General features: G+C 65.5%; 13 protein-coding genes. 7 read left to right on the forward strand and 6 right to left on the reverse strand.

The annotated features are described in order from the left end of the window. Nucleotides 1-162: 162 nt before the first annotated feature. Together ACUJB0_RS24570 and ACUJB0_RS24575 are read left to right on the forward strand one after the other, a co-directional pair. Nucleotides 163-648, forward strand: coding sequence for a septal ring lytic transglycosylase RlpA family protein (locus tag ACUJB0_RS24570; protein ID WP_444847514.1), 486 nt, complete (start codon nt 163-165; stop codon nt 646-648). A gap of 107 nt (nt 649-755) precedes the next feature. Beyond that, entirely contained in the window at nt 756-1,379 is a 624-nt protein-coding gene (locus ACUJB0_RS24575) for a flavin reductase family protein (protein ID WP_444847515.1), read from the forward strand. A 4-nt stretch (nt 1,380-1,383) separates the two neighbouring features. Here ACUJB0_RS24575 and ACUJB0_RS24580 read toward each other — a convergent pair whose 3' ends face one another. Continuing rightward, nucleotides 1,384-2,472, reverse strand: a complete 1,089-nt coding sequence (locus tag ACUJB0_RS24580; RefSeq protein WP_444847516.1) for a type II asparaginase — start codon at nt 2,470-2,472, stop codon at nt 1,384-1,386. A gap of 149 nt (nt 2,473-2,621) precedes the next feature. Between ACUJB0_RS24580 and ACUJB0_RS24585 the strand changes: the two genes are divergently transcribed. Together ACUJB0_RS24585 and ACUJB0_RS24590 are read left to right on the forward strand one after the other, a co-directional pair. Beyond that, nucleotides 2,622-2,969, forward strand: a complete 348-nt coding sequence (locus ACUJB0_RS24585) for a hypothetical protein (protein ID WP_444847517.1) — start codon at nt 2,622-2,624, stop codon at nt 2,967-2,969. 65 nt (nt 2,970-3,034) lie between these two features. Continuing rightward, nucleotides 3,035-4,726, forward strand: a complete 1,692-nt coding sequence (locus ACUJB0_RS24590) for an FAD-dependent oxidoreductase (protein ID WP_444847518.1) — start codon at nt 3,035-3,037, stop codon at nt 4,724-4,726. Here ACUJB0_RS24590 and ACUJB0_RS24595 read toward each other — a convergent pair whose 3' ends face one another. The 5 genes from ACUJB0_RS24595 to ACUJB0_RS24615 form a co-directional block, all read right to left on the reverse strand. After that, nucleotides 4,727-5,848 carry a patatin-like phospholipase family protein gene (locus ACUJB0_RS24595; RefSeq protein WP_444847519.1) on the reverse strand — a complete coding sequence of 374 codons (1,122 nt, stop codon included), beginning with the start codon at nt 5,846-5,848 and terminating at the stop codon, nt 4,727-4,729. A 25-nt stretch (nt 5,849-5,873) separates the two neighbouring features. After that, nucleotides 5,874-6,974, reverse strand: coding sequence for an acyltransferase family protein (locus tag ACUJB0_RS24600; protein WP_444847520.1), 1,101 nt, complete (start codon nt 6,972-6,974; stop codon nt 5,874-5,876). Between the two features lie 11 nt (nt 6,975-6,985). Next, nucleotides 6,986-9,118, reverse strand: a complete 2,133-nt coding sequence (locus ACUJB0_RS24605; protein ID WP_444847521.1) for a TonB-dependent receptor plug domain-containing protein — start codon at nt 9,116-9,118, stop codon at nt 6,986-6,988. 85 nt (nt 9,119-9,203) lie between these two features. After that, a complete protein-coding gene (locus ACUJB0_RS24610; RefSeq protein ID WP_444847522.1) occupies nt 9,204-11,054 on the reverse strand; it encodes a peptidoglycan DD-metalloendopeptidase family protein in 1,851 nt (616 codons plus the stop codon). Then, nucleotides 11,051-11,446: a BlaI/MecI/CopY family transcriptional regulator gene (locus tag ACUJB0_RS24615; RefSeq protein WP_444847523.1), complete on the reverse strand. Its 396-nt coding sequence runs from the start codon at nt 11,444-11,446 to the stop codon at nt 11,051-11,053. Before ACUJB0_RS24615 ends, ACUJB0_RS24610 begins: the two co-directional genes overlap by 4 nt. 255 nt (nt 11,447-11,701) lie before the next feature. Between ACUJB0_RS24615 and trhA the strand changes: the two genes are divergently transcribed. The 3 genes from trhA (at nt 11,702) to ACUJB0_RS24630 (ending at nt 13,569) form a co-directional block, all read left to right on the forward strand. Next, on the forward strand, nt 11,702-12,319 hold the full coding sequence (gene trhA, locus ACUJB0_RS24620; RefSeq protein WP_444847524.1) for a PAQR family membrane homeostasis protein TrhA: 618 nt from the start codon (nt 11,702-11,704) through the stop codon (nt 12,317-12,319). Nucleotides 12,320-12,359: 40 nt separating this feature from the next. Continuing rightward, nucleotides 12,360-13,241 carry a LysR substrate-binding domain-containing protein gene (locus tag ACUJB0_RS24625; RefSeq protein WP_161090659.1) on the forward strand — a complete coding sequence of 294 codons (882 nt, stop codon included), beginning with the start codon at nt 12,360-12,362 and terminating at the stop codon, nt 13,239-13,241. Between the two features lie 169 nt (nt 13,242-13,410). Next, complete coding sequence (locus ACUJB0_RS24630; RefSeq protein WP_175047973.1) at nt 13,411-13,569, forward strand: hypothetical protein; 159 nt, start codon at nt 13,411-13,413, stop codon at nt 13,567-13,569. The last annotated feature ends 26 nt before the right edge of the window (nt 13,570-13,595 follow it).

A 13,595-nucleotide genomic window follows, 5' to 3' on the forward strand; every position in this document is an offset into this window, starting at 1 on the left:
ATTTGCGCAGCAGGTATTTTTCTTTTAAAAACAGCGACTTGTCTTCGGCGCTTGATCCTTGTTAACAGCCTTATCCACAGAATTTGTTAACAACCCACAGGGTGCTTGTTGAATGGGAGCTACCGCGCGTGGCGCGCCACCCGAACGGCCTAGAATGGCCTTATGAAGATGCTGCGCACATTGTTGTTGGGGCCGGCGCTGTGGCTGCTGCTGGCCGTTCCTGTCCAGGCGGAGCGGGCCGAGAAGCAGGCAACGGCGGAAAAAGCGCGGCAAGTGGCGCCATCGGACCGTCATCGCGACCGTTCCGGCCGGACCCGCAGGGGCAAGGCCTCGTACTACAGCCGCCGCTTCCACGGGAAGAAAATGGCGAATGGCGAGGCCATGAAGCCCGACAGCAACGCCGCCGCCAGCAAGACGCTGCCGGTGGGCACGGTTGCCAAGGTGACCAACCTGGACAACAACAAGAGCGACGTCGTGGTGGTCAAGGATCGCGGTCCGTATGTGCCGGGCCGCATCATCGACGTCACGCCCCAGACTGCCGACAAGCTGGGCATGAAGGAAGAGGGCGTTGCGCCGGTGGCCGTCACGCCGCTCAAGCTGCCGCCCAAGAATGAGGCCGCATCGGCCCCGTCCGGCAAGTCGCACTGAGCCGGCGCGGCAGTCACCGCAAAAGAAGGGGACGACAGGCTGGAAACGCCAGTCCAGGGCTTGTGCGAAAATGCCGCACCGGCGCAAACGCGTCATTTGGAGCCAGCATGGAAGACCGCTATTTCTACCAGCCCGCGCTGGGCCACGGCCTGCCGCACGATCCCTTCAACGCCATCGTCGGACCACGCCCGATCGGCTGGATATCCTCGCGCAGCGCGGAAGGCGCGCTGAACCTGGCGCCCTACAGTTTTTTCAACGCCTTCAACTACACGCCGCCGCTGATCGGTTTTTCCAGCCAGGGCCGCAAGGATACGCTGCACAACATCGAGCAGACCGGCGAGTTCGTATGGAACCTGGCCACGCGCCCGCTGGCCGAGGCGATGAACGCCACCTGCGCGCCGGCGCCTGCGGACGTGGACGAGTTCGCGCTGGCCGGCCTGACGCCGGCGCCGTCAACCATCGTCGGGGTGCCGCGCGTGGCCGAGAGCCCGGTCGCGTTCGAATGCAAATGCAGCCAGATCATCCGCCTGCAGGACGCATCCGGCGCGCCGACCGATGGCTGGCTCATCATGGGGGAAGTGGTGGGGGTGCACATCGCGCGCGACCTGCTGCGCGACGGCGTATATGACACGGCAGGGTCGCGGACGATCTTGCGCGCGGGCGGCCCTGCCGATTACTTCGAGATCAACCGGGACAGCCTGTTCCGCATGCGGCGGCCAGACTATCCTTGATGGATCAATAGGTGTAGAACATGCGCTGGATTTCCTTGCTGTCGCTGGTCTTGGTCAGCGCCAGCATCAGCAGAATGCGTGCCTTCTGTGCATTGAGCGTATCGGCCACAACGAAGTCCAGCTCGTCGTCGTTGGCCTCGCCGTTGCGGGCCACGATGCCCTGGCCGACGCGCGCGGCGCGCACGATCAGTACGCCTTGCTTGCGGGCCGCGGTCAGCGAAGGCAGGACCTTGGTGGCCAGGCTGCCGTCGCCGACGCCCGCGTGGATGATGCCCTTGGCGCCGGCGGCCACCAGCGCGTTCAGCGCGACCGGACCGACGTTGGCGTAGCCATAGACGATGTCGACTTGCGGCAGCGCGTCGAGCTTGCTGATGTCGAACTCGGTGTCAACCGTGTGCTTGCGGGTGGACACATGGTAGAAGTAAGGCTTGTTGCCCTGGATGTAGCCCAGCATGCCCAGCTCGGTGGTCTTGAAGCTGTCCGGAGTCGAGGTGTTGGTCTTGGTGACGTCGCGGGCGCCGTGGATCTGGTCGTTCATCGCGACCAGCACGCCCTTGCCGACGGCTTCCTGGCTGGCGGCCAGCAGCACGGCGTTGTACAGGTTGATCGGACCGTCGGCCGACAGCGCGGTGCCCGGACGCATGGCGCCGACCAGCACCACCGGCTTCTTGCTCTTGACGACCAGGTCCAGGAAGTAGGCGGTCTCTTCCAGCGTATCGGTGCCGTGGGTGATGACGATGCCGTCCACGTCAGGCTGGGCCAGCAGCGTGTTGACGCGCTTGGCCAGGGTCAGCCAATGCTCGTTGCTCATGTTTTCGCTGGCGATCTGGAACACTTGCTCGCCCTTCACTTGCGCCACCTTGGCCAGTTCCGGCACAGCCTGGATCAGGCGGTCGACGCCGACGGTGGCGGCCGTGTAGCCGACCGTGGTGGTGCTGGTGGCGCCGCTGCCGGCGATGGTGCCGCCGGTGGCCAGGATGGTCACATGCGCGAGCGGCGCGGCGGCTTTTTCTGCTGCCCCGGCATAGGCGCTGAGCAACATTGCACAAGCGAACACTGCTTTAAGAAACCGTGCGGGGATTGGGTGCGTCATGCGATCTCCTGACCGAGCTAGTTGTAAAGCTTGAGATAGTAACAAATAGCCCGCATGTCAACAATGCGGACCGTTGCCGCGTTATGGGTGGCGTGAGATCATGTTTACATAGATAATTGCCGTAAGAAAATTATAAAAGAGAAAATATTATGAACTTTGCTAACACCACGCGCAGGGTCGCGGTGCTGGCGCTGATGGCCGTGTTGGCCGCCTGCGGTAAAAGCGCGGCGGAAAAGCGGCAGGAAGAAGCCGCGACGCTGACCAGTTTGGGCGAGAAATATGTGAAGGAAAAGGTCCGCGAACCGGCCTCGGCGATGTTCCGCAACCAGGTGGTCGGCAAGGGTGGCGCCACCTGCGGCGAGTTCAACGCCAAGGACGCGTTCGGCGCCTACATCGGCTACCAGCGCTACATTTCGGTGGCGCGCGACCTGACCCTGCTGGCGCAGGATGTCTCGCCCTCCGAGTTCGAACAAAACTGGAACCAGCTCTGCAGATAGCTCGCCTGCCGTCGGGCGCGTTTAGCGCTATCATGGGCGGACATTGACTGAGGAAACGCATGGGCATGGAACCAAAAACCGCAGGGGGCCAGGGCGCGCTCCCGGAAGCCGCATCGACCGACATCGGCAACCGCCGCCATCAAATCCTGCCGGCGCTGAACGAGGCGCAATTCGAACTGCTGAGCCGCTACGGCGAACGCCGCCACTTCAAGGCCGGCGACATCCTGTTCCGCCAGGGCGACCGCCACATCCCCATGTACGTCATCATCTCCGGCGCGATCGAGATCGAGCGCGCCTCGGCGCTGGGCGGCGCGGTGGTCCACGGCACCCACGGCGCCGGCATGTTCACCGGTGAAATCGGCACGCTGGCCGGCCGCGCGGCCGTCGCCACCGGGCGCGTGGTGGCCGACGGCGAATTCATCGTCATCAGCGAGGAATCCCTGCGCACGCTGGTGATCTCGGAAGCCGCGCTGAGCGAAACCATCATGCGCGCCTACATCCTGCGGCGCGTGGCCTACATGCAGGACCAGGCCGGCGGCTTGGTGATGTTCGGCGCGCGCCACTCGCAGGCGACCCTGGTTCTGCGCCATTTCCTGACCCGCAACGGCCAGCCCACCGCCTACTTCGACACCGAACTGCACGCCGAAACGGCGGAGATGATGGAGCGCTTCGGCGTCACCGAGGCCGACATCCCGGCCATCGTCACGCCGTCGGGCGAGGTGCTGCGCCATCCCACGCTGCGCCAGGTGGCCGACAGCATCGGCCTCAGTTCCGACAACATCGACGGCCGCACCTTCGACCTGGTGGTGGTCGGCGCCGGGCCGGCCGGACTGGCGGCCGCCGTGTACGCGGCCTCGGAGGGTCTAAGCGTGGCGGTGCTGGACTCGAAGGCCCCCGGCGGCCAAGCCGGCTCCAGCTCCAAGATCGAAAACTATTTTGGCTTCCCGACCGGCGTCTCCGGCCAGGCGCTGGCAGGCCGCGGCTTGTCGCAGGCGCGCAAGTTCGGCGCCGAGGTGGCGGTGCCGGTGCGCGTGAGCGCCGTCGACTGCGAGGGCCCGGACTTCGAGATCGCCATCGACAGCGGCGAGCGTCTGCGCGCGCGCTCGATCGTCATCGCCACTGGTGCGCGCTACCGCAAGCCGGACTTGCCGGAACTGGAGCGCTTCGAAGGCTGCGGCGTTTATTACAGCGCCTCGTTCATGGAAGCGACCTTCTGCGCCAACGAGGAAGTGGTGATCGTCGGCGGCGGCAATTCGGCGGGACAGGCGGCGGTATTCCTGGCAGGGCACGCGAAGCACGTCCACATCGTGGTGCGCGCCGACGGCCTGGCCGCCAGCATGTCGCGCTACCTGATCCAGCGCATCGAGGCCGCGCCCAACATCACGCTGCATACGCGCAAACAGATCGTCGCGCTGCAGGGTGAAGACAAGCTTGAACGCATCAGCTGGCAGACCGCCGGCGGCGAAGTGAAGACCGCGCCCGCGCGCCACCTGTTCCTGTTCCTGGGGGCGGAGCCGAACACCGCGTGGCTGGGCGATTGCGTGGAGTTGGATGACAAGCACTTCGTGCTGACCGGCCCTCAGGTCCCGATGGAGGATTGGCCGCTGGAGCGCAGCCCGCATTTCCTGGAAACGAGCCGTCCGCGCATCTTCGCCGTGGGCGATGTGCGCAGCGGTTCGGTCAAGCGCGTGGCTGCGGCGGTGGGCGAAGGTTCGGCGGCGGTGCAGTCGCTGCACCAGGTGCTGGCCAGCGACTGATCACACGCTGCGCAGCGGCTTGCTGTAGCGGGTGGATCGCCGGATCGCCGGATGCTTGCCCGGCGGGTGCGCCAGCGCCTCCATGGCGCGGTCGTAGCCGTACTGCCACTGGTCGTTCATGTGCTGGACGAAGGTGTCGTACGTTGGCGGCATCGCCAGCTCGATGCGGTTGCGGCGCCAGTCCAGCTTTTGCTGCAGCTGCTGCTTGGCCAGCACCACCGACACGTCCGACGAATCGATGCGCATATCGGCCAGGTGGGTGTTGGCATAGCGCAGCCGCGCATTGCCGTCGATGCCCAGCACCGAGCGCCAGGCGGGAATCGCAAACACCTGGTCGAAGGCTTCCTTGAATTCCATGATGACTTCCGCGCCGAGGCGGCGCGCGATCTCCACCGGGAACAGATCGAGCACGCCGCCGATGTACTCCTGGCCGCGATATTGCTGGCAGCGGAAGTAGATCATGTCGGCGATGGAGATGCGCGCGGCGTCGGCCAGCGGCACGCTGCCGTCGACCAGCAGGTCGTGTGCGACTGCGTGCTGGCCCCAGCGGGTGTCGCTCAGCGGCGACTGCATCCCTTGCAGCAGCGCGGCTGCCTGCTCGCCGCAGAACACCGTCTCCGCAAACAGCTTGCGGCCCGCGCGCGGCTGGCCCACTTCCGATTCGTCGAACAGCAGCTTGCCGCCGATGATGGCGACGTCCACGTCCGGCGTGCCGGTGGCGGGCGGGAAGGGCAGTTGCGACGGGATCTCGAACAGGTAGTCGCCGAACAGGTCGGGGATCACGGGCGCCTTGGCGGTCGACAGCTTGCGTTTGGCGGCGCGCATCAAGCTGCCCATCAGGTCCGCGCGCTGGGTCGATTTCAGGCTGCACCAGAACTGGTACATCTCACGCGACGACAGCCAGGCATGCTGCGCCTCAGGGTCGGGCAGGTTGTGGATGATGGTGGCCGCGATCGCGCCGCCGCAGCTGGCCAGCAGCACGTCGGGCGCGCGGCCGGCCTGCCGCAGTGCGGCGTACATGCCGATGTACATGCCGAAGCGGAATCCGCCCCCGCCCAGCACCATGCAGCGTTTATACGGTTTATACGATTGTTGCCAAGGTTGAATTTGTGCTTGCGTCATAAGCCGAACCATACCACAACAGGCGCTACATGCTCTTGATCCGTGTCCTGCGCAGGGCGGCGTTGGCTGGCTCGGAGACGTAGCGGGCGACGAGGGCGGCGGCCAGCGCCGTCAGGCACAGGAACAGCAGCAGCCATGGCAGCCGGGCGCCGTAGCTCAGATGCGCCTTGTCCACCACGTTGCGCATGCCCGCCAGCACGATGATGTGGAACAGGTAGATCTCGTAGCTGTGCCTGCCGAACCAGCGCAGCACCGACACGCGCGGCGCGCGCTCCGTCGCGGAAGGCGCCGAACTGCCCAGCAGGAAAACACCGCTCGCCAACGACACCAGCGTGAAGCCAAACACTTCGTGGCCTTCGATGCCGCGCAGGCACAGCGCCGCTAGCGCGATGCCGGCCGCGATGCGCAACAGGCGTCCCTGCCGCGCGTCCGGCACTTCGCGCCGCGCCAGCATCGCCGTCAGGCAGCCGATGGCGATGGCGTCGAAGCAGGCCAGGTAGCCGTACATGAAATAGATTTCGTTGTCGGTGTGCTGGCTGCGGTAGAGCGGCCCGGCCGCGATGGCGACGCAGCACAGCAGAACGATCATCCAGCTGCGGCGCAGCAGCAGGCATGACAGGGGCAGCAGCAGGTAGAACATCTCCTCGACCGACAGCGACCAGTACACGTTGAGGCAGTAGTTGAAGTAGCCGGCGGTTTGCATCAGCTGGTTGTGCCAGAACGTCAGCACCGATCCGGCGGCGACGAAGAAGTAGCTGGCCGGCCGGGCCACGTCGCCGTCCGAGTTGGAGAAGAAGGGAACGTTGAAAGTCCCCAGCACCACGATGATCGCCAACGCCAGCAGCAGGGCGGGCATGATGCGCGCGAAACGGTATAAATAGAATGTACGGATATCGATCCGCGACAGCTCGCCCCAGCGCCGCAGCGACATCGATGTGATCAGATAGCCGGATACGGTGAAGAACATCGTCACGCCGAAGTTCCCCTGGAGCGCCGCGCGCAGCAGCCAGCCGGACAGGATGTCGCCCAGCGGGCTGTTTTTCAGCCCGTAAGCCAGTGTAAAGTGCAGCACCAGCACGCACATGATGGCTGCGCCGCGCAAGGTGTCGATATGGCGGTTTCTCAACGGGTGTCCGTTCACAGTTGATGCTCCAGCAGGATGCGCAAGGTGGCGCTGGTCGGCGTTTGCGAAATGCGGTAGCGGCGCCCCTGGTCATTGACGTATCCATGCGCCTCGAAGGACTGCTGGTGCAGCAGGTTGCTGGCCGAGAAGCGCAGCTGCGTCTTCGCGTCCATCTTCCACAACGCGTACAGATCCAGCTCGCGTTTCGGGCTGGTGTTCGTCAGCACCAGCGCCGATTGCCGTACAGGGCCGCCAGCCTGGTAGTTCAGGTTACCGCCCAAGGTCCACGCCGCACCGGGCAGGCGATAGTCCGCACCCAGGTTGGCCGTGAACGGCACCTGGTTTTCGAGCCGATTATCCGGCCCCGGCACGCTGTCCACCCGCGACCAGTTGCGCGACATGTTGGCGCGCAGGTCCAGCTTGGACGACAGCGGGAGCTTGGCTTCCAGCTCGATCCCGTACACGTTGGCGTTGCCGTTGTTGAACGGCGCTTCCACCCATTCACCGTCTTGCTGGAACAGGCGGAACATGGTCACGTCGCGGATGCGGCGCACATAGGTGCTGGCGCTGACCAGCGCTCCCGCGCCGAGATAGTGCTCATAAGCCGCGTCCATGCCCCAGGCCAGTTCCGGCCGCAGGTTCGGGTTGCCTTGTTCATCGGGATTGGTTTCGTTATTGTTGTTGTCGTTGGTGTAGCGGCGCGGGACCAGCTGCGACAAGGGCGGCGCCTTGTAGGTGCGGCTGACGGCAAGCCGCAACACGTCCTTGTTCGGCAGTTGATAGCGCGATTGCAGCGAGGGACTCCACACCTGCGAGCGCAAGTCCAGCGCATCCGGCGCGTTGGCGGCGTTCGCGCGGCTGGATGTGGACAGGCTTTCGTGGCGCAGGCCCAGATACAGCGAATAGCGCTCGGTGACCTGCCACTCGTCCTGCGCGAACAGGGCAAGGCGGTTGACGTTGGCGCGGTAGTCGGCGTTGTTGCTGCCGGTCTGCGCGCCGCTGCCGTCGAACAGCGTCTCGTTGCGATCCTCGTTGCGCACCGCGTGGCTGGCATCCCAGCCCAGCGCGATCGCATGGTGCTCGCCCACCGGATGGCGGTAGGTGCCGCTGGCCGTCACGCTGGTTTCCGACGGTCCGGAGTCGACGTGGTGGCGGCCGGAGGGCTTGCCGTCGACATCCATGCCGTCAAAGTCGAAGGTGCCGGTGCGCCGGTTGTGGCTTAGTCCCAGCTTGGTTTCCAGTTTGGCTCCGCTCTCCAGCAGATGTGTCCAATTCAGGTCGCTGCGCAGCGTGACGAAGTTGGCGGCGAAATGGTTCTGGTTGCGCGGATACTCGCTGTGCGGGCCGAGCTGCGCGGTCTCGTCTTCGCTGTGGATCTTGTCGAAGTGACGCAGGTTGGCGAAGCTTTGCCAGGTCAGCGTATCGCCGCCGGCGAAGGTCCAGTTCAGGCGCGGCGTGAGAGTGAGGGCGTCGATGCGGCCGGTTTCCTTCTTCGCCGTGCGGCGCTGCTCCACGAGGGCGCCGCTTGCGTTGCTCAGTTCTTCCAGGTCGTTGAACGATGCCGCGGTGCGGTTGCGCGTCAACGTCGCGGCGAGGCTGTAGGAATAGCCGCCATCCTGGTCCGACAGCGTCGCGGACAAAGCCGGCGTGTCGACGCCGGCTTGCCGCGCGAGGCTGGCGCTCACCGAGCGTTGGCCGCGCCGTATGGTTTTCTTGAGGATGATGTTGATCGTGCCGGCCACCGCCTGGTTGCTGAACTCCGCCGTCGCGCTGCGCATGATCTCGATCCGTTCGATGGCTTCCGGTTCGATGGCGTCGAGCGAGAAGCCCGCAGGTACTGGTTCGCCATTCAGCATGATCTGCGTGTAGCCGTTACCCAGGCCGCGCATGCTGATCGTGCCACCGCGTCCCGGTACGCCGGTGATGCTGATGCCGGGCAGGCGTTTGAGCACATCGGCCAGGGTCTGGTCGCCCTGGCGCATGATGTCTTCGTGGTTGACGATGATGCTGGTGGTGGTCTCGCGCTGGCGCTGGTCGGCGCGCAGTCCGCTCACCTTGACCTGCGGCGGTTGCGGCGTCTCGTTGTCTGCGGCGTGGGCGCTTGCGGCGAGCAGCAACAGGCTGCCGGCGATGTGATGTAGCTGCATATTCATCCTTGTCTTCAAAAACGCGGGCGATAGTTCCCCCGCCCGCAGTGTGGTGGCTGCGGTTTGGGGAACGTTTAGGGGGAGCTTAGTAGCCTAGTTGCTGGCGGCGCACAAGCAGGGCGTGCCTGGTGCTGACGGCGTCCAGGTTGGCCAGTTTGGTGGCGGGGTCGATTGACGTTTCGTCCTGCCGCACCTCGAAATGCAGATGCGGACCGGTGGCGAAGCCGGTTTCGCCGACGGTGCCGATCTGCTGACCGGCCTTCACGATGGCGCCGGGCTTGACGTTCATGCTGGTCAGATGCGCGTACAGTGTGCGCTGTGCGCCGTGTTGGAGTATGACTGTCTTGCCGTAACGGCTGGCGTTCTCGGTCAGCTGTCCGGCGCTGACCACGACGCCATCCGCCACCGCATGCACCGGCGTGCCGCTCGGCGCCGCGATGTCGATGCCTTTATGCGGCGTGACCAGCACATCGCGCCGCACGCCGAACAGGCCTGTGACGCGCATCTTGTCCAGTGGGTTGCGCCAGGCTTTGTCGGCGGGAGACGCCATTGACGCTGCGCCGTCGCCCGTCCGCTGCGCCGCCTGCATCGCTGCATTGGCGGTAGGAGCGGCTGCTGGGCTACCGTCCGCCGGGCGCGCGGTCGGCATCGCCGCGCCGGTAGGAGGTACGGCCAGCATTGGCGCGGGCGTAAGCTGGCGATCCACATTGAAGGCCAGCGCAGGCTGCAGCAGGGCGCCGCCGGCCAGCACGGCGGCCATCAATGCGGCCACGCTCCACGCTGCGGCCTTGCTGGGCACCGGCAGCGCCGCCTGCTGCATCTGGCGGATGCGTGCCGTGGCGGTGGCGCCGTCGATGCCGCCGAAGGCCACGCCGCCGGTCGGCATCGCCGCCGTTTGCGCTTTCCATTGCAGCAGCAGGGCGGCGGCGTATTGTTTGCGCTGTTGTTGCGGGCGTCCGGCGAGCACGCGCTGGTCGCAGATCAGCTCCAGTGCCCATTCCATTTTGCCGTTCATCCAGCGCAGCGCGGGGTTGAACCAGAATACCGTTTGCAGCAAGGCGGCCACGCCCAGGCACAGCGGATCGCGTGCGCGCCAGTGGTGCAGTTCGTGGGCGATCACCATGTGCTGCTGCTCGGGACTGAAGCCGCGCAGGTGGCGAGGCAGCAGCAGCACCGGGCGCCGTACGCCGACCAGCATCGGCGAAATGGCGGCGTCGGTCTCTTTCACGGCCAGGTGGTGGCTGGCGATTTCGGTCAGCTGCGCGGTGTCGAAGGCGCCGTGCGCCCGCAGCTCCTGTGGCGACAGGCGCTGTGATGCGGTCAGCAAGCCGCGCCAGACGCGCCGTGCGCGCAGCCAGCGCGCCAGCATCCACGCGAGGCCGGCCGCATATACCAGCGTCCAGGCGGCGGGCAGGATCAGGGTGAGGGGAGGCAGATCGGAATCGCCGGCATCGTTGGCTTGCACCTGCGATGCAGTCGGGGTGACGGCCGCCGGGCCGGCTGCTGAGGCGGAGGATGGGACGGTCGCTGAGACGGCGACGGCGGGGGCGATGCCGACGGATGTATGCTGCGTCGTCGCGCCGGCCAGCGCCCGCAGCGTGTCGCGGAGGGCCGGCGATTCGGCCGGCGCTGGCATCGTGTCGCGGAGGGCCTGCGAATCGGCCAGCGACGGCAGCGCATCGCGGATGGCGGACGACTCGGCCGCGCTCAGCGTCACGGTCGGCGCCAGGCTGTGCTGCGCGCTGTGCGGCAGGAGTGCCAGCAGCGCGGCGCCGGCCGTCACGCCTTGCGCCGCCAGCCACAGCGCGCGGCGCGGCAGCAGGGCCGGCCAGCGGCGCAGCGCGACGGCCAGCAGCGCCCACACCAGCGTACCGGCCAGCACGCAGCTGACGCTGGCCAGCATCCATTTGAACAGCATCACATAGGCCAGCATCATGGCTTGCCGCCCTCGTCGGCCGGCCAATCCTGCAGCAGCTGCTCCAGCTGCGCCAGCTCGGCCTGGTCGACCAGTTTGCTGCCGGTGAACATGGTGACCGGCAGCGGCGCCGCCATCTCCATCACGCGGCTGCCGAAATCGTGCGCGAAGGCCGCCAGCGTGCCGACCTTTTCCAGCCGCGCACTGTAAACGTTGACGCCATGCGCCGTGTGCTGGGCCAGCATATGCTTGTCCAGCATGCGCTCCAGCGTCTTGCGGGTGGACGAGAACGACCAGTCCAGTTCGTCGGCGACGGCGTCGTGCAGCTCGCGGGCGCTCAGCGGCTGCTGTTTCCACAGCGCTTTCAGCAAGGTCAGCTCGGTGACCGACGGGATGGGAATCGGGATGCTCATGGGTTAGCCTTTCTGCGACAGATGGGATGATTATGCGACAGATGTCACATGCCCGTCAATTGTTGTCTAAAAATTTGTAACATTGCTTTGCATTAATTCCTTATATGTTACGATTAAGTTTTTGCTAATTGCCAAATTGTGTACAGTCGCGTGGAACAGGCGGCAAGGTGAAACCCGCAGCACCGTTATGAAATGCGCTATACAATGCTTGAGGCCGCAGCTTTCCGCTGCTGCCTCACTGTATTGGAAACACATATGTATTACGGAGAGCGCTTCAACAGCATCACTCACACCGTGGGCGCCGCGCTCGCGGCAATCGGCGGCACGCTGCTGATTGTGCTGGCGGCGCGCAGCGGCGACGCGTGGAAGGTGGTCAGCTTCAGCATCTATGCCGCCACGCTCCTGGGTTTGTACCTGACGTCGACGCTGTACCACAGCCTGCGCGGCCGCGCCAAGGACGTGCTGCGGCAGATGGACTATTGCGCCATCTACCTGCTCATCGCCGGCAGCTACACGCCGTTCACGCTGGTCAGCCTGCGTGGACCGTGGGGCTGGTCCTTGTTCGGCGTGGTCTGGGGACTGGCACTGATCGGCATTTTGCAGGAAATCTGGTTCGCCAAGGGCGCGCGCGTCCTCTCGCTGCTGATCTACGTGGCGATGGGGTGGGTCGGCGTGATCGGCGCCAGCCCGCTGATCGACGCGCTGGGCTGGAACGGATTCGCCTGGCTCGCGGCCGGTGGCGTGGTGTACACGGTGGGCATCGCCTTCTTTGTCACCGACCACAAATGGAGCTACGGCCACGGCGTCTGGCACTTGTTCGTGCTGGGCGGCAGCGCTTGCCATTTTGGCGCGGTATTGCTGTATGTAGCGTGAAGCACCTGTACAACTGTAGGATTTCGAGAGTAGAGCACCAGTGGATATTAATTCCGACGACCTGAAAACCTTTATCACCGTGATCGACAGCGGCACCCTCAGTGCCGCCTCGGTCCACCTCGGCCAGACCACGTCCGGCGTCAGCCGCGCGCTGTCGCGGCTCGAGGACAAGCTGGCCACTTCGCTGTTGACCCGCACCACGCGCCGCATGGAACTGACCGAAGAGGGACACCTGTTCCTCGAACGCGCGCGCGCCATCCTCGGCGCGATGGAAGAAGCCGAGGAAACCATCCGCATCCGTCGCCAGAAGCCTGCGGGCCGCCTGTGCGTGGACGCGGCTTCGCCGTTCATGCTCCACTGCGTGGTGCCGCACATGGCCGAGTTCCGCGCGCTGTACCCGGAGATCAAGCTGGAGTTGAGCAGCAACGACCAGATCACCGACCTGATCGAGCACCGCACCGACATCGCCATCCGCATCGGCACGCTGACCGATTCGACGCTGCATGCGCGCGCGCTCACATCGAGCCCGCTGCACGTGCTGGCCAGCCCGGAATACCTGCGCCGCCACGGCACGCCGGACACGCCGCAGGAGCTGGCGCGCCACTCGCTGATCGGCTTCGCGCAGTACGAGCAGGGCAACAACTGGCCGCTGCGCCACGCGGCCGGCAACAGCCTGACGATCACGCCGTCGATCGCGGCCTCCAGCGGCGAGACGCTGCGCCAGCTGGCGCTGACCGGCCAGGGCATCGTCTGCCTGGCGGACTTCATGACCCGCGCCGACATCGAGGCCGGCCGCCTGGTGCGCATCCTCGAAGACGCCAACACCGGCTACTGCCAGCAGATCCACGCGGTCTACTACCGCAACACGCAGCTGGCCCAGCGCATCAGCTGCTTCCTCGAGTTCCTGCAGCAGAAACTCTGAAGCGGCACAGTGTGCGGCGCCGTACAGATACCTATCGGGTGCGGCGTTACACTGGCCTTGCGTGCTTGGAGCAGCACCCGGACCAACCCGGTGAGCGCTCCGGCAGCAGGTGAGCCGATAGCCTCGAATATCGGCACCAACAACGCGTCGGCACCGCAGGGAGGCCATCATGTCGCAGACTACTCATCCATCGAAGTTCCTGGTGCGCGCCTACCTTGAGCGCCGATCCCACGCTGTCCAGCCGCCGCCGACCCCGGACGAGATCCGGCGTCAGCTCGGCTGGGGCATGATGGGGTTCGAACAAAAGGTCGGTAACGGCCGCAGCTGATTTTTTTCGCCGTTCACCGGCCCTTT

The organism is Duganella caerulea (assembly GCF_040362985.1).
Taxonomy (GTDB): Bacteria; Pseudomonadota; Gammaproteobacteria; order Burkholderiales; family Burkholderiaceae_D; genus Rugamonas; species Rugamonas vulcania.

Excerpts from the sequence above, each read along its gene's own strand:
- ACUJB0_RS24575 (WP_444847515.1), top strand. The coding sequence starts at position 756 with ATGGAAGACCGCTATTTCTACCAGCCCGCGCTGGGCCACGGCCTGCCG.
- ACUJB0_RS24590 (WP_444847518.1), top strand. The coding sequence starts at position 3,035 with ATGGAACCAAAAACCGCAGGGGGCCAGGGCGCGCTCCCGGAAGCCGCA.
- ACUJB0_RS24610 (WP_444847522.1), bottom strand. The coding sequence starts at position 11,054 with ATGATGCTGGCCTATGTGATGCTGTTCAAATGGATGCTGGCCAGCGTC.
- ACUJB0_RS24595 (WP_444847519.1), bottom strand. The coding sequence starts at position 5,848 with ATGACGCAAGCACAAATTCAACCTTGGCAACAATCGTATAAACCGTAT.
- ACUJB0_RS24615 (WP_444847523.1), bottom strand. The coding sequence starts at position 11,446 with ATGAGCATCCCGATTCCCATCCCGTCGGTCACCGAGCTGACCTTGCTG.
- ACUJB0_RS24570 (WP_444847514.1), top strand. The coding sequence starts at position 163 with ATGAAGATGCTGCGCACATTGTTGTTGGGGCCGGCGCTGTGGCTGCTG.
- ACUJB0_RS24585 (WP_444847517.1), top strand. The coding sequence starts at position 2,622 with ATGAACTTTGCTAACACCACGCGCAGGGTCGCGGTGCTGGCGCTGATG.
- ACUJB0_RS24605 (WP_444847521.1), bottom strand. The coding sequence starts at position 9,118 with ATGCAGCTACATCACATCGCCGGCAGCCTGTTGCTGCTCGCCGCAAGC.
- trhA (WP_444847524.1), top strand. The coding sequence starts at position 11,702 with ATGTATTACGGAGAGCGCTTCAACAGCATCACTCACACCGTGGGCGCC.
- ACUJB0_RS24580 (WP_444847516.1), bottom strand. The coding sequence starts at position 2,472 with ATGACGCACCCAATCCCCGCACGGTTTCTTAAAGCAGTGTTCGCTTGT.
- ACUJB0_RS24630 (WP_175047973.1), top strand. The coding sequence starts at position 13,411 with ATGTCGCAGACTACTCATCCATCGAAGTTCCTGGTGCGCGCCTACCTT.